This window comes from Leptospira sanjuanensis (genome assembly GCF_022267325.1).
In the GTDB taxonomy this organism is placed as follows: Bacteria; Spirochaetota; Leptospiria; order Leptospirales; family Leptospiraceae; genus Leptospira; species Leptospira sanjuanensis.
Genome location: NZ_JAIZBG010000001.1, coordinates 1,574,929 through 1,592,925, shown reverse-complemented (window position 1 = coordinate 1,592,925; position 17,997 = coordinate 1,574,929). Strand labels below are relative to the sequence as shown.

The 17,997-nt window shown below is 36.0% G+C and carries 17 protein-coding genes; all 17 read right to left on the bottom strand.

The window, feature by feature from the left end:
- Positions 1-2: 2 nt before the first annotated feature.
- The 17 genes from hisF to LFX25_RS07095 all read right to left on the bottom strand — a co-directional run bounded on the left by hisF (position 3) and on the right by LFX25_RS07095 (position 17,934).
- On the bottom strand, positions 3-848 hold the full coding sequence (gene hisF, locus LFX25_RS07175; RefSeq protein ID WP_238729616.1) for an imidazole glycerol phosphate synthase subunit HisF: 846 nt from the start codon (positions 846-848) through the stop codon (positions 3-5).
- A complete protein-coding gene (locus tag LFX25_RS07170) occupies positions 845-1,546 on the bottom strand; it encodes an acylneuraminate cytidylyltransferase family protein (RefSeq protein WP_238729615.1) in 702 nt (233 codons plus the stop codon). The genes hisF and LFX25_RS07170 overlap by 4 nt, the downstream gene beginning before the upstream one ends.
- A 2-nt stretch (positions 1,547-1,548) precedes the next feature.
- Positions 1,549-2,994, bottom strand: a complete 1,446-nt coding sequence (locus LFX25_RS07165) for an aminotransferase class I/II-fold pyridoxal phosphate-dependent enzyme (RefSeq protein WP_238729613.1) — start codon at positions 2,992-2,994, stop codon at positions 1,549-1,551.
- Positions 2,995-3,843 carry a sugar phosphate isomerase/epimerase family protein gene (locus LFX25_RS07160; protein WP_238729610.1) on the bottom strand — a complete coding sequence of 283 codons (849 nt, stop codon included), beginning with the start codon at positions 3,841-3,843 and terminating at the stop codon, positions 2,995-2,997. It lies immediately after the preceding gene.
- Positions 3,840-4,514, bottom strand: a complete 675-nt coding sequence (locus LFX25_RS07155) for a NeuD/PglB/VioB family sugar acetyltransferase (protein ID WP_238729609.1) — start codon at positions 4,512-4,514, stop codon at positions 3,840-3,842. Before LFX25_RS07155 ends, LFX25_RS07160 begins: the two co-directional genes overlap by 4 nt.
- Complete coding sequence (gene neuB / locus LFX25_RS07150; RefSeq protein ID WP_238729608.1) at positions 4,507-5,571, bottom strand: N-acetylneuraminate synthase; 1,065 nt, start codon at positions 5,569-5,571, stop codon at positions 4,507-4,509. The genes LFX25_RS07155 and neuB overlap by 8 nt, the downstream gene beginning before the upstream one ends.
- 24 nt (positions 5,572-5,595) lie before the next feature.
- Positions 5,596-7,089: a hypothetical protein gene (locus LFX25_RS07145; protein WP_238729607.1), complete on the bottom strand. Its 1,494-nt coding sequence runs from the start codon at positions 7,087-7,089 to the stop codon at positions 5,596-5,598.
- Between the two features lie 17 nt (positions 7,090-7,106).
- The gene (locus LFX25_RS07140; RefSeq protein ID WP_238729605.1) at positions 7,107-9,140 is read right to left on the bottom strand and encodes a hypothetical protein; all 2,034 of its coding nucleotides are present in this window, start codon (positions 9,138-9,140) and stop codon (positions 7,107-7,109) included.
- A 4-nt stretch (positions 9,141-9,144) separates the two neighbouring features.
- Positions 9,145-9,681 (bottom strand): acyltransferase, encoded by a 537-nt coding sequence (locus LFX25_RS07135; protein WP_238729603.1) that lies wholly within the window; start codon positions 9,679-9,681, stop codon positions 9,145-9,147.
- Positions 9,678-10,649: a glycosyltransferase family 2 protein gene (locus tag LFX25_RS07130; protein ID WP_238729602.1), complete on the bottom strand. Its 972-nt coding sequence runs from the start codon at positions 10,647-10,649 to the stop codon at positions 9,678-9,680. The genes LFX25_RS07135 and LFX25_RS07130 overlap by 4 nt, the downstream gene beginning before the upstream one ends.
- 7 nt (positions 10,650-10,656) lie before the next feature.
- Complete coding sequence (locus tag LFX25_RS07125) at positions 10,657-11,958, bottom strand: nucleotide sugar dehydrogenase (protein ID WP_238729601.1); 1,302 nt, start codon at positions 11,956-11,958, stop codon at positions 10,657-10,659.
- A 120-nt stretch (positions 11,959-12,078) separates the two neighbouring features.
- Positions 12,079-13,638, bottom strand: coding sequence for a hypothetical protein (locus tag LFX25_RS07120; protein ID WP_238729600.1), 1,560 nt, complete (start codon positions 13,636-13,638; stop codon positions 12,079-12,081).
- A 17-nt stretch (positions 13,639-13,655) separates the two neighbouring features.
- The gene (locus LFX25_RS07115; RefSeq protein ID WP_238729599.1) at positions 13,656-14,324 is read right to left on the bottom strand and encodes a cytidylyltransferase domain-containing protein; all 669 of its coding nucleotides are present in this window, start codon (positions 14,322-14,324) and stop codon (positions 13,656-13,658) included.
- 15 nt (positions 14,325-14,339) lie between these two features.
- Positions 14,340-15,290 carry a glycosyltransferase gene (locus tag LFX25_RS07110; protein WP_238729598.1) on the bottom strand — a complete coding sequence of 317 codons (951 nt, stop codon included), beginning with the start codon at positions 15,288-15,290 and terminating at the stop codon, positions 14,340-14,342.
- Between the two features lie 56 nt (positions 15,291-15,346).
- A complete protein-coding gene (locus LFX25_RS07105; protein ID WP_238729597.1) occupies positions 15,347-16,372 on the bottom strand; it encodes an N-acetylneuraminate synthase family protein in 1,026 nt (341 codons plus the stop codon).
- Between the two features lie 7 nt (positions 16,373-16,379).
- A complete protein-coding gene (locus tag LFX25_RS07100; RefSeq protein ID WP_238729596.1) occupies positions 16,380-17,087 on the bottom strand; it encodes a WbqC family protein in 708 nt (235 codons plus the stop codon).
- Positions 17,077-17,934, bottom strand: a complete 858-nt coding sequence (locus tag LFX25_RS07095; protein ID WP_238729595.1) for an NAD-dependent epimerase/dehydratase family protein — start codon at positions 17,932-17,934, stop codon at positions 17,077-17,079. Before LFX25_RS07095 ends, LFX25_RS07100 begins: the two co-directional genes overlap by 11 nt.
- Positions 17,935-17,997 lie beyond the last annotated feature (63 nt).

Sequence of the window (17,997 nt, the reverse complement as noted above, 5' to 3'; positions counted from 1 at the left end):
ATTCAATTTCGACAATTCACTTTTTGGCTAACCAAATAATCCTTCAACTCACTGATATTGATTTCATCAATCAATTTGAAAGAATTTCCGCTTTTCAAAAAATCGATGTTTCCCTCAAGCTCAGGTTCGAATAAAAGTCGATGGTTATCAAGACTATCGTAATGAAACATAGACGCTACTGCTATAGCATCCGCTCCGGTTTTATCAAAGACTTCTTTTGCGTGTAACTTTTGACCACACCCACCATGCGCAATCACAGGAATATTAACAGCATTCGTGACCTGAGATATCAAATCGATATTGAAACCTTTACCCGTGCCTTCCATATCCACTGAAGTAATTAGAATTTCCCCCGCTCCTAATTCCTCAATCCGAGTAGCCCACTCTATAATTTCCAAACCGGTGTATTCCCTTCCGTTATCTATAAAAGCAAAATAACGCCCATCCGGTTGTCGAATAGCTTCGATTGCAATTACGATGGTGGAAGAACCAAATTTTTCGGATAGATCTCGAATTATTTGAGGGTTCTTAATTGCAGCAGTATTTAGGCACACCTTATCCGCACCAGCGCGGAGTACGGAATTTACGTCTTCCACATTCCTCAGCCCACCACCTACGGTCAAAGGTATAAAAATTTCCCTCGCTGTCCGTTCAATTAGAGCGGATAGATTATTCGTACCATATAAACTGGCTACTACATCCATATATAAAAGCTCATCGGCACCCGACTCATAATAATATCGAGCAAACGCATCTGGTGATCCCAATACTCGAAGTCCTTCTAGATGAATTCCTTTAACTAAATTTTTACCTTTTATATCAAGTCTAGGGATAATACGAACGGTCATGAATGAAGTTCCTTCAAAAGTAAGGATGCTATTTTCAAATCATAAGGAGTGTCAATGTCGATCGATTTGTCCGGTTCCATTATGAATGCATAAGTTTTTTCACTTTGAAAAAAGGTGTTTTGCTCTAATAGAGGCAATGTCTTCGAGATATAAATTGCCCCATTTAATCTATATTGTTTTAAATATTCCTGACTTCTTTTTTCTTTATTTTTTAAAAAGTTAACCATAGATAAATCGCTTGGAAGAGTATTAATCCACTCAACGGGATGATCCATTTCGTTTACTGAAATGATCGAATTTGCGCTCTTTGATAACATTTCTTCCAAGGCAGCATCAATATCTTCATGCGTTCTTAGTGGAGAAGTAGGTTGCAGCAATATGATTAGATCAAAAACTTCACCACGCTCGCGCATAAATTGTATTACATGTTTTAATACATCGATCGTTGGCGTCGAATCTTCCGATAATTCCTTAGGTCGAATAAAAGGTATCTCGATTCCGATCTCTTTTGCGATCGAAATGATTTTAGGATCGTCTGTACTTATCACAATTTTATCTATATATCGGGATTTCTTAGCAGCTTCCAAACTCCAGACAATCAACGGTTTTTTTTCAATTTCAACAGTATTCTTATTCGGAATACGTTTACTTCCGGCCCGCGCCGGTACAATTGCCAAAACTTTTTGATTCGCTAACAAACTTAAATCTTTCCTAATTCTTCGATAATGTTGGTAAGTATCTCACCAATTCTTTTATATTCCTCATAATTCAAACTTAAGATTGTAGGTAGATTTAGCCCGATAGCGGATATTCTTTCAGAAACTTCGTTTCTTTTTCTAGCGAATCGAGAATAAATAGGCATTTGACTCAGAGGGTAAAAGAATGGCCGTAAATCAATGTTGTATTCTTTAGCTTTTGTGATCACCAAATCTCTGGAAATTTTAGGATCAGAAACAAGATAACTTACAAGCCACACTACTTTTTTTCGATCATTTAAATCTTCTTGTCTTTGAAATGCTTTTACATTTTCAAGATTTTGAGCATACCACTGATTGATCTGATGCCTTTTCTCCTGCAATTCCTCGATCCGCTCCAATTGAGCTAAGCCAATTGCTGCCTGAATATTCGTCATTCTATAATTATAACCTATTACGGAATGCCAGTATTTCTTTTTAGGATCCATTCCATGATCACGAATAACCCGCATCTTATTGAATAGCTCTTCGTTATCAGTAAGACACATCCCGCCCTCGCCTGTTGAAACAATTTTATTACCGTAAAAAGAGAAGCAACTAATCTCACCGAAAGAGCCGATCTTACGCCCTTCATAAGTCGCGCCGTGTGCTTCCGCACAATCTTCTATAATATATATTTTTTTTTTCTTTGCAATTTCTAAGAATGCCGACATATCGCAGGGTTGTCCATAAATGTGAACAAGTAAAATTGCCTTAGTTTTTTCGGTAATTGATTCGAGAACTTCATCTACGTCTATGCACCATGAATGTTTATTTATATCCACGATGACCGGAGTTGCACCGGTGTATAGAACCGAATTTATAGTCGCCGCGAAAGTCAAATCCGGAACAAGTACTTCATCCCCTTCGCCGACTCCCAACGCAAGTAACGCTAAGTGAAGAGCCGCAGTTCCGTTCATTACTGACACACCGTATTTAGAGCCGATATATCCTGCAAAAGCCGACTCGAAATTCTGCACATATTTCCCTTGCGACGAAATCCAGTTACTCAAAATACAATCGTTTACATAGGATAACTCCTTCCCAGTTAATTCGGTAGAAGCAATTGGAATATGAAACTCAGCTTTATATTCAAAGTAATCAACGAGAAAATCTTTATCATCGAGTATCGGAACGTATTTTATATTTTCAGAGATATATGACAAAAGTTTTTCCGTAGAATCACCAATTCGGGCAACGACGGATTTATTTTTATTTTTTATAATTTCTTCAACAGACAATTCGATGGGCAATTTATCTAAAATCGATCTGCGCAAGTCACCGTCAGTAACGATGCCTTTATATTTCCGATTGATCGAATCGATAATAAAGGCAAATCCTTTTCCGTTCTTATCAATTTGTCTAAAAACGTGATAAATCGAGTCTGTGTTATTACAAATTAAATCATCCATTTAATACTTTAACTTCCGTAGGGTTAACGCTTCGCATTCTCTAAGCTTTTTCAAAGGTTTATTATAAATTTCTAACGAATAATAGTTTAAATTCTTTTTCAGAAAAGGCCAAAACCAAGAATCTTCGTGAATCAAATCGTTCGAATCTGACTTTCCATCATTATCACTCAAATGATATGCTTCAATATAACGATCGCATTCTCGAAACATATCTTCCGGATCGAAGGAAAGACTTTCAGCAGAAACCTTCAAATGAGCAACATCCACCAACAAACCTACATTTTTAGGACAAGAGTCTAATATTTTTTTGGTTTCATTAGGATCCACCATTAGCAACGGATTCAACTTGAATTCCTCGAAGTTATTTTTTGAAAGAACGTTATTTTCTATCAATAGTCGAATACCCATATCGCTGGCAAATTTAGAAAGTTCATGAATTTTGCTCAAAAAAACATCCGTCGCATCCGCACGGCTATTTACTTTACGCGCTTTTATTCTTTTCCCTAGCTCCCTTGGATCGGGATCAAGAAGATAACCCGCATGAAAACTATAAACCTTCCTATTAAAATCTCTTGAAAGAGTTATACACTCTTTTACGTGTTGAAAGCTTTTTGCAGAAATGTCTGGATCCAGACTTGCCAAATTAAATACAAAAGGAATCTTATAAGGCGGAAAATAATTATGGACCTGAAAGTTAGCTTGTTCTTTTAAAGAAAGAAGATTTGGAATTAAATCTGTATCGAATTGTCCGCCCGATAATTCGATATTCAAGAAACCGTTTTCAATCAGTAACTTCGAGATTTCGAAAGCATTTTGATGATAAAACCCACCTGTCGATATGTAAATCATCTTCGAACTTTTTTAACCGGAACTCCGACGAAAACATCCTGCTGAATCTGAGTATCTCCACCGATTGGTCCAGTTAAATCAGCGACCACTACCCCTCCAGCACCGATTACGATATTATCCCCTATAGAAATGGAATCAATCGTGATGGATCCAGCACCTAAAAATGTGTTCGAACCAATTTTCGAACGACCGCAAAGAATCGAACCAGGAGCAAAATGATTATGACTTCCTATTATAGTTTCGTGTTCGACAGTCGATTTAGTATTAAAAATATTATTATTCCCGATTGAAACTAAGGGCCCGATAAAAGATTGCGGACAAAATAGATTAGCTTCACCAATTTTTGAGGTTTTATTTATTATAACGCCAAATGACGAATATAGATTAGGCATCTGAAATCCGATTGTTTTTAGCGCAATATAAAGTTCTTTTCTTTTAAGGTTATTTCCAATCGCAATAAAAGCTGTCTCTATCCCCTTGTCAAAAAATTCACGCATTTGAGAATCAGAGCCGATAACCGGGATATCCAAAATTTTTTCAGATACTAATAAATTAAATGAAGGGTCGAGAATTCCTTCAATCGAATATAGTTTATTTTGCTCTTCTCTTAAGATTTCAATGACTACTCGGGAATGTCCGCCGGCCCCGATTACAAGACAAGGCTTAGACATCAAATTCAATATCCGCCAGGCGCAAGATATGATCTCTCTCGAGATCTCGAGAAGCCTTTTTACCCAAAATGTTAAAAATCTGATTCGGCTTTATTCCAGAACCAGGTCTTTTCAAGGTAAGATTCTCTTCGGCAAAAATATCTCCTTTGGCAATATTATGATTCACTACTATACTTTTTCTAGAAACCGAAGCCATTTCCCTTTCTTCTTCCTGGCATATCTTTTCAAAACTTCCCAGCATTCTTTCCGCTCTTCGAATCGAATTAACATATTCTTTTAATTCGCCAGGATCCATCGATGCTTTATGATCCGGACCAGGCAAATTTTTATCTATTGTAAAATGTTTTTCAAAAACCCGTGCGCCAAATCCAAGGGAAAGAATAGACGCAACAATTCCCTCACTGTGATCGGAGAATCCAACTATGTAGCCAAATGCTGTCTTTAAAGTATCTAATACTCTCAGATTCAAACTTGAATCCGAACACGGATAATTAGCAACACAATGCAATAAAATCAATCTTTCATTGCCCGCTTTTCGATAAATATCCAACACCTCTTCAATCTCTCCAAGTGAGGCCATTCCTGTCGAAATAATAACAATATCTCTCGTTGACGCTAAATATTTGTGAAGATTCATATCGACAATGTCTGCTGAAGCTGTCTTAAACACTCGAATACCCAATGACTTTAGAAAAACAGCACTCTCTACATCGTACGGAGTAGAAAGAAAATCGATCCCAAATTGATCACAAAGAGACATTAATTCGGGATAATATTCTTTCTTCAATTCTAACTTCTTTAGCATCTCAATATGAGATTCACGTTCTTCGGTTAGACGTTTTTGATAAGCTACCTTAGGTGTTCCATGGGATGCGAGATTTTCTGCTACAAAAGTTTGAAATTTTACGGCATCCGCACCACCCTCTTTAGCTTTTAATATTAAATCCTTGGCAAGTTTTAAATCGCCGTTATGATTGACTCCGATTTCAGCAATAATATAGCTTCTTTGTCTCGACAAGGAATTGTATCTTGTTAAATCTAAATAGTCAATATTCATAAATTCTTTTATATCTTTAAAATTTTAAATTAGTAAAGAAAGATTAGCCTTTTGTAAAAGCTTATCCAGAGCCTTTTCTGCTCTTGATAGAAATTTGTTTTTATCTATCTTCAGTCTTTTGCCCTTATACAAAGTATTATTGAAAATACTTTGTATCTTACTTATATCAGATAATTGTTTTGCAATTCCTAATTTAATTTCTGTTCTAAAATGATCCTTTCCCCATTTGTTCTCGATGATTGAAGGAACATCGAATTTGGCGGCCTCCTTTACGACGGCCGAAGAATCGGTAATATGTATATCCGCAAAACGCAAAATTGTATATAACGGCAACGTTGAAGCGTTCTCCACATCCCAATTTCCATTTTTTATAATACTACTCACGTCCTTCGATATTTCTGCATGTAAATTTTTCATATCAGGATGCAAGCGAATCCACCAAAACCAATCTTCTGCGGATTCTTTCATTAAAGCACGTGTTACAGGCGTTAAACCGGAATGAGGTTGTAAAGTGACTAAAATATTCTTTTTCTGAGCCGAGACAATTTTCAAAAATAACTTTTCATATTGATAAACAATATCGCTTGAATTCGCTTTAAAAATCTCAAGGAAAAAATTTCCCCCAAGAATAGACTTATGTTCGGTGAATTTATTCCATTTTTTAATGGAATCTGCATCTTCCTGATCCCAACTCCAAAAATAATCGGGCAACAATTCATATTTTTGCGATTTTGGAAATTTCGTCCACCGGCCATAACCTGGATGAAAATCCCCTGCAACCCCATGCTGAATATCAACCGTCAAGACGTTACATTCATGGCAGGCAAGAATATAAGCCATTCCCATCGGTCCGTAACACGCCATTAAAAATCCAAGTTTAGGTTGAATCTTAACGAGCTTTTTTTTGAAATGAGTCGCCCAACTTCTTATAAGATTTACCCTTTTCATTAATTGCAAAATTGAATCTCTATTTATATCCAAATTTTGCTCTTCGATAAATCGAACAAATTCTTCAAACTTAGGAAATGTTTTAATTTTATCTTCTATTTTTTTCCTTCCGAAAAACATAGAAGCAAATGCTAATATATTAAAGAACGGACTTAGGAATTCAGAAGAGTACTTACGCGGAATTCTATAGTCACCGCGATAACCAATTTCAAAAGTATGAATAGGCAAATTTTTTCTTGTCAAAGTCTCCAAATAAGGATCCATCAATCGATCATAAAAATGACCGTCAGGCGTTTTAATACGAGTCGTGGAACTTGTTAGAAAAACAATATCCGTTCTTTCTTTAATTGAAGAATTTTTTCGCATATCCATTAAAACGGAAAAGAAATATAGAAAAAAATCCTTCATTACCCAAAGAAGATTTCTTAACAAATTAGTATTATGATAAGCTTTCGAAATATCATCAAGATACGTCAAGAAGCCTAAGCGGATTACTGGCCAAATATAAAAACCGCTCATTTCCCATTGTTCTACCGGAAATTTTTTCTCCAATAAAACAATAAATTTCATATAATCCTTGGGTTGCATCAATACAATTTTGGAATCAAGTTAATTTTCCGAATCGCCGATCCAAAATCCACGTCGATCGTATTCAAATACCATTGCAAAGACTCATATCTAGGTTTATTCTCTTCGTATATTTTTTTGAGCGCTTCTTCTCTTGAGATTAATCCTTCCCGAATCTGATTACTCCGAAAAGTATCGAATTCAGAAAACCCAGCCACGGTGAAATAAATATAATTATAAAACGCAGCAGTACCATCCCCAATGCGCCAAGTACTAACTGTATCCGCAGAAGTTTCCCAATTATAATGATTTAATAATATAGATTCGACCTCTTCTTCCTTCCAAGGAAAATAATTATAAATATTAAAATAGTTATGAGGTATAAAATAATAAGAAATAAATGCTCCGATTGAATCTCGCAACGAGGAATTAATATACGCTGGGTTTAGGGCAAATTCCTTAGCATAATAGAATAACATTTTCATTTTTTGAGGAAAACTAATATAATAATTATGGTCCTTACCGAAATTCGGTCGAATTCCAGCAAAACCGCTTTTAAAACTCGTTGTTTCAAGCATGTTTTCGCAGAGAAGAATGATTTTTAAATTATTGATTTTACTTAGGTAATTTGCGTAATAAAAAAACTGTTTATCACCCGCCATAAACAAAGGAATCGTTCCTAAACTCGGTTTCTTCAACCAAGCGGCTACATTTTTCTGAATATTTTTCCGCTTATAATTGATATCAGCGGAGACGAGGATATGTTCGACCCCTAATTTACCGCAAATCCTCGCTTGATTGCGCCGAGCTAAGTCAGTTACCATTCCCCAATCATATGTATATGCGATAGGATTTAATTTTAATTCTTCTTTAATGAAATGAAGACCGTAACTGGAATCCCTTCCTCCGCTAAACATTACCAAACAATCCGGCCTACCAGAAATATCTCGTATCTTATCGGCTTCTTCCCGTAGTGGCACCATACCTAAATATTTTTGTTTAACGTAGCTATTACAATAACTACAGACTCCGGATGAATCGAATAACAAAAAAGGAAAAGTTTCTGGTAAAAGACATCTATTGCATCTTTTCAACTTTTTTACTGACTCGATATTATATTCTAATAATCTTTCAAACCTCCCATTTTTGAAGGAACCAAGAGTAGGTTTCGTGGGCATCGATTCTGAAGCGTTTTGGATTTTATAAATTGCCTTCTTTTCGAAAAAATCCGTTTTAAATCCATTCGTTTTATTAGGACTAATATCCAATACATTTAAGGATTCAATATCGATTATTTTTCCCGCATTCGGTTCTATCCATTGAATTCGACACGATCCGAAATGAACTTCTAAATCCATTTTTTTTACTAAGGTCTCTAAGATATACCTCTCAGATGCGAACATAAAAAAATGCTTTTTCTCGTTCGTTAAAATATAAAGGGAACCGGTATTGGAAGCAATGAGTAATTTTTTTGCACTGTCGGCTAAGAGCGCAAACGAAGCGGATCCCTCTATCTTTTTAAAAATTTCTTGTATGAAAGAATCCGTAGAATTCGCGTTATCTACATTCGACATCAGCATTTCCGCTAAGATCTCAGTGTCTACCTCATAGGACCTTTTATACTGAGGGTTTTGATTCCACAATTCATCCACATTGACAATAATTCCATTATGGACTATAACCCCCCCGCTTTTTATCACTGGCTGATTATTATCATTATCATCATGAGTCCCGTTAGTAACTAAACGTGCGTGCGCGATCATTGCCAAAGGAGAGTTTAAGGTTTGCGCCTTTTTTCCATCAGCATCATAAAAACAACTTTCGACCGACTCTGTAAAAAATTTTCGATAAGTACCGGATTTAATAAGTTGCGTAGCTGCAATAGATTTTTTAAATACACTGATCCGATTTGTATTCCAGTTCTGAATCGCAATCCCCGATGATTCCTTACCTCTCGCTTCAGATAAAATAAATAGATGATCAACGATCGAACGCAAATCCTTATAACTTAGATTTGATTTCTGATTTCCAATTATACCAAATATTCCGCACATACTATTATAACTCTTTGAAAACTAAATCCGATTTCTTAAATTTGGCAACTACCTTAGCCGGGACGCCGACCACCATGGTGTAAGCTGGGACATCCTTGGTAACCAATGAACCTGCCCCTACAATGGAATATTCACCTAAAGTTACGCCCGCAAGTATTGTACTTCGAATTCCTATATAAGCACCTTTCTTAATAATTGTCTTTCCGCTTTCAAGCGTATCTTTAGATTTTAAAATACTTGAAAAGTGAAAGGGATAATAAGCGTGCCCAAGAATCGTATTTTGGGCAATAATAACCACGTCGTCTTCAATTTCCACGGCAGAAGGAATTGCATCATCTATAAAAACTTCAACTCCGATAAAAACATTCTTACCGATTTTGACTCCTCTCCACCGATGCAATATCACCCGAAAGGACGGAAGTAAGGGAAAATATCGCGCGATACAATGCAAGAGTCTTTTAAAAAAAGCTCCGAAAATTTTTATACCTTGTGATTCGGTACTAATTGGAATATTGCCAAAAAATTTTTGAAAGACGCTCATTTATTTCGTGAATTTGATTTTTGCGGATAGTTTAGATTTTTCAGGTAATAAAGCATGGCTTCCTGATTTACTTTGATCCGACTAAGCATATCCATAATAAATCCCAGAAGAAAAAGAAAAATGGAAAAAAGAATAAAAAAGCCCGATACAAAACCCGCCCATTTGTGAGGATAAAATGTACCTACAATTAGATAATGTGCGGCAAAAAAAATTCCGGCGATAAGACCGATTGCAAAAGCTATAATAGATAGGCTTCCGAAAACTTTTAAAGCTCTATAATCACGTACCACTCGAAAAATAATTTTTGAAGTATTATAGGCGTATTTAATAAGATTCGAAGCCATCTTAGACTTTCCGAATTCTCGAGTTCCGCGCACCCTGACTGGAACTTCTAATATCGTAATATCCTTAAATACCAAATCAATGAAAGTTTCTTGAGTATATGTAAATTTTCCAAATAGATTCAATCGCAATAACGTATCCCTCGAATAAGCTCGAAATCCGCAGGACACATCCATGAATTTTTTGCCAACAATGATACTGATCAACAGGGACATCAAGTGATTTCCATAAAATTTTATTTTGGACATTTGAGGATAAAACTCAGGATCTTTAAATCTTGATGCGGTCGCGAATCCTGCTTTGCCTTCGACGACGGGCTTAACTAACTTCAAAACATCGGATGAATCAAATTGCCCATCTGCATCAATATTTACAACGATATCAGCTCCGATTTCTAATGCCTTAACGATTCCTGTTTTGAAGGTTACTCCCAATCCTTTATTCATTTTATGACTTACAACAATTGCTCCGGCTGTCCTTGCTTTTTCAGCCGTTTGATCAGTAGAACCATCGTCAACTACAATCACAAAATCTACGAAATTAGGTAATGTTTCAATTACCCTAGCAATAGTGATTTCTTCGTTGTAAGCTGGAATTATAACAGCGATACTATGCTTTTTATACATTAAGAATCTATGCTCTAACAACGTTTGTTTGTTGCTGTTGATAACGACCACGCGAATCAACAATCATTAACGCGTTTTCCAAAATCATCTTATAGTCAATAGAATCGTGATCAGTAGCGATTAAGATACAATCATACAGCTTTACCGATTCGGGGTTCAGATCGACACTTTTTAAATTGAATTTATGTTCCACAATATTTGGGAAAACCGGAATATAAGGATCTGAATAATCTATAATACCGCCTCTCTCTCTAAGTTTTTCCATAATATAAACTCCGGGCGACTCTCTTATATCATCGACATTCTTTTTATAAGAAACCCCAATTACCAAAATCTTACTTCCGTGAATGGGTTTTTTCCCTTGATTCAGCGCATATGAGACTTTATCGACTACATAATCCGGCATAGAACTATTTACTTCTCCGGCTAGTTCAATAAAACGAGTATGCACACCGTATTCTCTTGCTTTCCATGTTAAATAAAAAGGATCGATCGGAATACAATGTCCGCCTAAACCAGGTCCCGGAAAATAAGGTACAAAGCCGAATGGCTTCGTCGCAGCGGCATTTATCACTTCATAAACGTCGATTCCCATTCGATCGGCGACGATTTTCATTTCATTGACTAAACCGATATTCACAGCTCTGTGAATATTTTCTAAAAGTTTTGTCATCTCGGCAACCTTTGTACTGCTTACAGGAACGATCTGGACTACAATCTTCTGATAAAGTGCTATAGCAATCTCAAGACAAGCCGAAGTCTCTCCGCTACAAATTTTCGGTATAGTCTTCGTATCGAATTTTTTATTACCTGGGTCTTCTCTTTCAGGAGAATAAATTAGATAAAAATCCTTACCGATTTCAAATCCATTTGCAATTAGTAAAGGTTTCAATATCTCTTCTGTAGTCCCTGGGTATGTGGTACTTTCCAGAGAGATAGCTTGTCCCTTTTTCAAATAAGGAAGAATTGTATTGAGTGTATTCGTAATATAGCTTAAGTCTGGCTCTCGAAACTTGTTCAAGGGGGTAGGAACACAAATAACAAGCACATCTAACTCCGCAACATCAGAAAATCTCTCGCTAACCTTTAATCCAGAGCTTATTGAGTTCTTGATTTTATGTGAAGGAATATGTTTAATATAACTTTTTCCCTCTTTCAACGATTCTATCTTTTGTAAATCAATATCTAAACCGGAAGTAGCAAAACCTTCCTCTACGAAACGCAAAGCCAAAGGTAAACCCACGTAGCCGAGACCAATGATTCCGACTTTTGCACTTTTATTATTTATTTTTTCAAGTAATTCACTCATAAAAAATTCTCTATCAAAGCTTCCTGTACGTAATTAAAAATTAAAGGACAATGAATAAAACAATGTGTGAAACAATCTTCATCGATCGAAAATCGTACCCGCCAATATGCAAAGCTTCCATTATCGAAAAAATTCCCGGAAACGTTGATGGCGTGAGAGAAATTTGAATATTCGATAAAACACAGAATAAATTAACATCGGAGAAAGATATAGGATCAAAAACTGAAGCATAAGGTAAATATCAACCCGTACCATTTTTGTATTGCGATCTATTGCTAAAAGCACCCACTTCAAAAAACCGGACTTTAAGGTTTCTGTGTAAAGTTCAAAACTACCGGCTCTCAGCAAAAAAAGATTTACAATAAAATTTTCATTTCCCCAGGCTTGCATCCCCAAATCGTCATATTCACTATATCGAAACATTCTTTCTGAAAAAAACTGAATCAGAATCGAAACAAGACTTACCGATATCCCAATAGTTAAAACTCGAGATTTCACATTTAACTTCAAAGAATTTACATAAAAACAAAAACCGACAAATAAAATTGGCGTAACGGAAAAAACATAATATCTTTGAATCGGACCACCGTATCCCCATTTAATCAAGATCCAAAAATTAAACAAACTTGCCAGAAATATCAATATCAATCCATTAAGGTTTTTTTTCTTCAAAAACAAAGGCACCGTCAGCCAAGAAGCGATTAAAAGAAAAGCGGTAAATATCAAGCCATTCCCTAAGCTAAAGATGACGGAATATAATCTATGTAGCAAAAAATGGAAACTTTCCGATTTAACGATGATATTCATATTCCCGTAATAGCTTAAGATATAGAATGGATTCTGAATATGATTAATAAAAAAAGTGTAATATCGAATTAAAACATAGAGACAGATAGGAGCAAATGCCAGAATAAAGTGAGGAACTGTGAATATTTTTTTATTATATGTATAGCTTTTCCAAAGGAAAGCCAACGTCCAAGCGGCTGCAAAATTCAAGTTATTATAACGAACCAACATCGTAAAGAGTATTAAAGATATAAGTAGCACTAAAATTCGAGGGGTCAAATCGAAGAATTCCGTTTTATAATCTCTTACGAAAAGATAGGTAAGAAACGTTTGTAAAAATATCTCGTATATATGCGATAAGATAGGATGCACGAAAACATAATGAATGCAACCTTGTGCAAGAAAAAAACAAAAGACTGCTATCACGGCATCACTTTTGTTTAAAAATATCCTTCCAATCTTTAACGCAAGATAGCAAGTGAGCCAAAAATAAAGAACCGTCGCTATTGCGAAAAAGAAAACTGTCCAAGATCCTCGGAGTGTATCCGTGTTACGAAGTTTATATACCTTATTACCCGCAATTTTATCTAAAATAGCTCCAAACAAAACCATCGGAGAAGCGAGTATTCCCGGTCCGATTGAACCAATTGGAATATCGCCTCTAGTTCTACTAAAATCCTCATCAGAATAATTCAAAAATTTTCCGTAAACGAGAGAGGTAGCCGTTGCTAGATACTCATATTCATCGGGAAAAGTTAAAAAATCGTTCAATACATACCTATAAAAAAAGGTAATACTCAGTCCTTCATCCGTTTTTCCATCCGGAAACTTATTTCCAATCGGGGAAAGAAAAAATAGCCCCAAAACAAAGATAAATATAGTAATTTTTTTCATTATTATTTTTGAATTTCTTATTGGTCAGAATGGGATATTTCAGATTGATATAAAAACCTGTCATAGATATATTGCGCCAAAGAATAATCCTTATAAGTGTCGACTGTTAGACTAAACCAGGACAAATCTTTTTCATTTTTCCCTTCATAGACTCCAAAATTAAATAAATGGCGGTTCTCTTGAATATACTCATTCACATGTTCCCGATGATGAGGAAGAAGTCCTTCTTTCCAAGAGCGCTCTAACGCTTGTTTTGTGAAGATTTCTAATCCCACTCCGACGGGCAAACGAGAACCAAAGGCCGGAAACGCACAGGCATAGTCGTATCTATTCTTAATAAAAAAATCAATCAATAGCTCTCCTTCGGTAACATCGACAAAAGGATTATCTCCCGTTGCACGTAGGATAGCATCGAATTTATGCTTAATCGAACATTGATAATATCGATCTAGAACGTCATATTGACTACCCCTATATACGATATGATTAGAATCTAATAGCGTTTGATTCAAAACATCGTCTTCCTGAGAATCCGGTATAGCCACAATCATAGAATTCGCGTTCCGAATTTGCTTTAACGAATCAGCGATTCTGAGAATCATTGCTTTGCCACCGAGCGGCATTAAAACCTTTCCCGGAAGACGCGAAGAACCCATCCGCGCTTGCAATATGATCCCAATTTTCATAACTTACGATTAAGTTTATATTTTAATATCAGTTAATATTTTCACGACACGCTCAATCCCTCTACCATCGAGGAGAGCTTTGCCGGAACGGGACAACGAAAGCCGAGACTCGGAATTAGCAATGATCCGTTCTATTTTTTTCTTCACTAATCCTGGATCCATATTTTTTTCGTAACCCAGTGAGACAGTCGTTCCTTTCATTTCAAAATATTTTATATTCATAATTTCATGAATTTCAGCCGCAACAGAAAGCGAAGGAACACCTAAAGCTGCCAATTCGTATAACATAACACCTCCGGCACAAATCACGAGATCGGTATTAATAAATTCTTTTAACAAATCTAATGAAGGATGCAAAAAACGAACGTTATGAAACGAAGAAGAAAGTTGTCGTTCTAAAAATTCGGTCTTTCTACTACCTGGTCCCAAATTTACAGTCACATTTAATTTTTCCGGAATTTCGTTTACGATGGTTAATATACGCTCAGTAATAAAATGTGTATCTGTTCCGCCAAAGCTTAACAATAAATTATTTACTTTTTTATGAAATACAAAAGAAGAAGCATGTTCCAAAATCGACGGCGAGAGAATCATGTAGTCGCTTCCCTCGTAAATAGGAATTCTCACTTTTCGTGATTCATATTGATTCCAAAGAAAAACCATTGGATTGATTACGGTATCTGCACTTTCTAGCCCCGCTCCAACATCATCGATATTGATAAGCTTGGCCTTAGTAACGTATCGAATTTGTTCGATCTCTTCCTTTGTAGTAGCCAACCTATCCTGTACAATAATATCTGGCGAAAACTCAGAGACAATATCTTCCCAAGGAGGATTTACCGCTTCTTCGAAAGAATAAACCTTACATCCGGTCCGATTGAGAATTTGAATTGATACTTCGTCCTTTTTTGTAAAAAATCCGATGAAATTGCCTATCTTCGTGAGGTACTCTGCAAGAACCGACATGCGTACGATATGTCCGAGACCAATTTGGTGCGAACCGTCAACCCTTATCAGAATTTTCAATAAATGTCTTCCCAGATCAAAACGTTATCCGCTTCCAAGTCCTTACTCGCTGTTTTACCTATAACATCAAAATAATATTCGCAAGAAATGCCGTAACCTGGACGTTTAATATCCATATTCAAGGGTGAAATTTTTTCACCCTTTTTGATATCCGAAGTTAACACCAAACTTTTACGATTATTTCGACGTGTATTCATCTCGGACTTAGCAGGACGTTTAATTCCATCTCCTAAGAGAATCGGCAACTGGCGTATCTTTCTTACTAATTCAAAGACTTCGTTCGGTTCCTTCGAAAGCATATGATCGGGACCTTCCGCATTTTTATCATATGTAAAATGGAATTCCAATACTTTAGCACCGAGAATAGTGGCAACATAGCAAGTATCTATACCAAGCGTATGATCAGAATATCCTACTGGAATATTTCCAAACTGCTTCTGCATGGAAATCATTGCATTCAGATTTACGGATTCCGGATGTGTTGGATAATTCGTAGTGCAATGAAAAAGTACGATCTTATCGTTACCCTCTTCCAAAATCGAATCGACCGATCTTTGAACTTCGGTCATAGTGCACATCCCAGTCGAAAGCAAAACAATCTTTTGAGTTCTCGCAACGTGCTTCAGCAACGGAATGTTCGTAGCATCATCGGATCCAATTTTATGAACCAAAACATCGTATTTTTCCAGAAAATCTACATCCGTCGGGTGCGACGGAGTAGAGAATATTAAAATATTCTTTTCTTTACAATATTGAAAAATTCTTGTAGTTAGCTCTTCAGAAAGTTCATGTTCTTTAAAATAATCAAACTGAGATATCTTGCCGGTATTCTCCATATCGAACATTGCCTTTTTAGTTGCCAACGTTTCAGCGCGGAAATGTTGTAACTTTACGCAATCCGCACCCGCATTCATTGCAGAATCAATAAGGAGTTTCGCCTCTTCGAAATTCTTAAAATTACCACCAATTTCTGCGATAATCACAGGAGAATGATTAAATAGATTGAACATATTCTTACTCATTTTGAATTTAATCGTATTTACGTCCGGTGCGAATCGTCTGCAAAGAGGATTTTCCCATATTAAAAAGTAAATCAAGTATACTCAGATAAGGCAAAAACTCGTCTTCTCCGCTTTGATTATAGGATGTACATTCATAATCTTGGTAAATTAGATGAATCGCATTTTTTTGAAAAAGGGTTTCATCCAGATATTCTTTTCCAAATTTTCCGGATAAATATGAAGTGGCGCCTAACTCTTTACAGATATCAAAAACAAGTTTCCCTCCCCCTTGACCTTCATTACGAACAACATCTGAAGCAAAAACAATCTTTGTATCGATGCCTAACTTTTGAATAATATATGTGATGATAGCGACATTCAAACTCGCTAAAACTTGCATACTACTATCTTCAAAAATTTTGCATATATCAAAGAAATATTCTGAAAAAAAATGAGACTTCGAGTATAATAAGGCGATAGTTTTAAGATTCTTTTTAATCAAACGATTTTCGCGATCAATTAGTTTTTGATTAATAAATAAGTCGTGAGAGCTATTTTCAAGAGGTAGAGATAGAAACTGAAATCCGCCTTTTCCGTCGCGGATCTTACAACGATTTTGAAAATACCCTTTTTCAAATTGAACGTTGTCCAAAATTACGAAGACATCCGAAAAATCCACTTTATCAAAAAAGGGAATCCAAGGAAAAAACTCAGGTTGATGAATACTAACTTTCAACTGAATTAACCAGACTTCGAATTCCTTGTAAAAGATTTACCGAGGGCATCCACCCAAAATCATCGCTAATTTTACGAATATCAGCATAACAATCTTGTATTTCATTTACTCTCTTTTCGGAGAGACTTTTAATTTCAATTTCTTTGTTCATTGCTAAACCAAAAAGCTTAATAATTTCCAATACACTTACACTTGTGCCTGATCCAACATTATAAACTTCAATTCCTGTGGGTATACGCCTTACGACTTTATCGATCGCTTTGCAAAAATCCTCTACGTGCAAATAATCTCTTTTGGGCTCCAAATCCCTCACGATAACACAGTTGGTCCTACGCAGCTGTTCAAAGACAAATTGGATTAAATTTTCGGTCGGCATAAAAGGCCCGTATAGATTAAAAGGGCGCAAAATCGTTAGATTTAAACCGAATAAATCAGCATATTTGATTAACAATTCTTCCGAGATGAGCTTACTAGCTGCATAGGGATTATTAACGCTCAAAGGATGTTTTTCATCTATCGGAAGATATCGAGGATTTCCGTACATGTAGCTACTTACATATATTAAAGAAGCTGAATGTTTTCGACAATATCCGATTGTATTCAAAGTCGATATGTAATTGCTCCGAAAAAATACATCAGGATTATCCCACGAACCGAGAACACCGACTTTTCCTGCTAAATGAATTACCAAATCTGACTCCGGTAACTCATTTATATCGACTTTTTCGAGATCGATGCCAACACTTCTCGCAACCGGGATAATCTTTATATCTTCTTCACTTTGAAGCAAGACATTATGAAGATTTCTTCCAATAAAGCCTGAAGAGCCGGTTAAAAGAATTTTCATTCTGTATTATTCAGCAATCGAATCTATAGACAATAGAAGCCCTATTTTTCTTTGGAGCAAACG

Bases quoted from the DNA above. Each gene is read 5' to 3' on its own strand.
- hisF (WP_238729616.1), bottom strand. From the start codon at position 848: ATGACCGTTCGTATTATCCCTAGACTTGATATAAAAGGTAAAAATTTA.
- LFX25_RS07165 (WP_238729613.1), bottom strand. From the start codon at position 2,994: ATGGATGATTTAATTTGTAATAACACAGACTCGATTTATCACGTTTTT.
- LFX25_RS07160 (WP_238729610.1), bottom strand. From the start codon at position 3,843: ATGATTTACATATCGACAGGTGGGTTTTATCATCAAAATGCTTTCGAA.
- LFX25_RS07155 (WP_238729609.1), bottom strand. From the start codon at position 4,514: ATGTCTAAGCCTTGTCTTGTAATCGGGGCCGGCGGACATTCCCGAGTA.
- neuB (WP_238729608.1), bottom strand. From the start codon at position 5,571: ATGAATATTGACTATTTAGATTTAACAAGATACAATTCCTTGTCGAGA.
- LFX25_RS07145 (WP_238729607.1), bottom strand. From the start codon at position 7,089: ATGAAATTTATTGTTTTATTGGAGAAAAAATTTCCGGTAGAACAATGG.
- LFX25_RS07140 (WP_238729605.1), bottom strand. From the start codon at position 9,140: ATGTGCGGAATATTTGGTATAATTGGAAATCAGAAATCAAATCTAAGT.
- LFX25_RS07135 (WP_238729603.1), bottom strand. From the start codon at position 9,681: ATGAGCGTCTTTCAAAAATTTTTTGGCAATATTCCAATTAGTACCGAA.
- LFX25_RS07130 (WP_238729602.1), bottom strand. From the start codon at position 10,649: ATGTATAAAAAGCATAGTATCGCTGTTATAATTCCAGCTTACAACGAA.
- LFX25_RS07125 (WP_238729601.1), bottom strand. From the start codon at position 11,958: ATGAGTGAATTACTTGAAAAAATAAATAATAAAAGTGCAAAAGTCGGA.
- LFX25_RS07120 (WP_238729600.1), bottom strand. From the start codon at position 13,638: ATGAAAAAAATTACTATATTTATCTTTGTTTTGGGGCTATTTTTTCTT.
- LFX25_RS07115 (WP_238729599.1), bottom strand. From the start codon at position 14,324: ATGAAAATTGGGATCATATTGCAAGCGCGGATGGGTTCTTCGCGTCTT.
- LFX25_RS07110 (WP_238729598.1), bottom strand. From the start codon at position 15,290: ATGTCGGTTCTTGCAGAGTACCTCACGAAGATAGGCAATTTCATCGGA.
- LFX25_RS07105 (WP_238729597.1), bottom strand. From the start codon at position 16,372: ATGAGTAAGAATATGTTCAATCTATTTAATCATTCTCCTGTGATTATC.
- LFX25_RS07095 (WP_238729595.1), bottom strand. From the start codon at position 17,934: ATGAAAATTCTTTTAACCGGCTCTTCAGGCTTTATTGGAAGAAATCTT.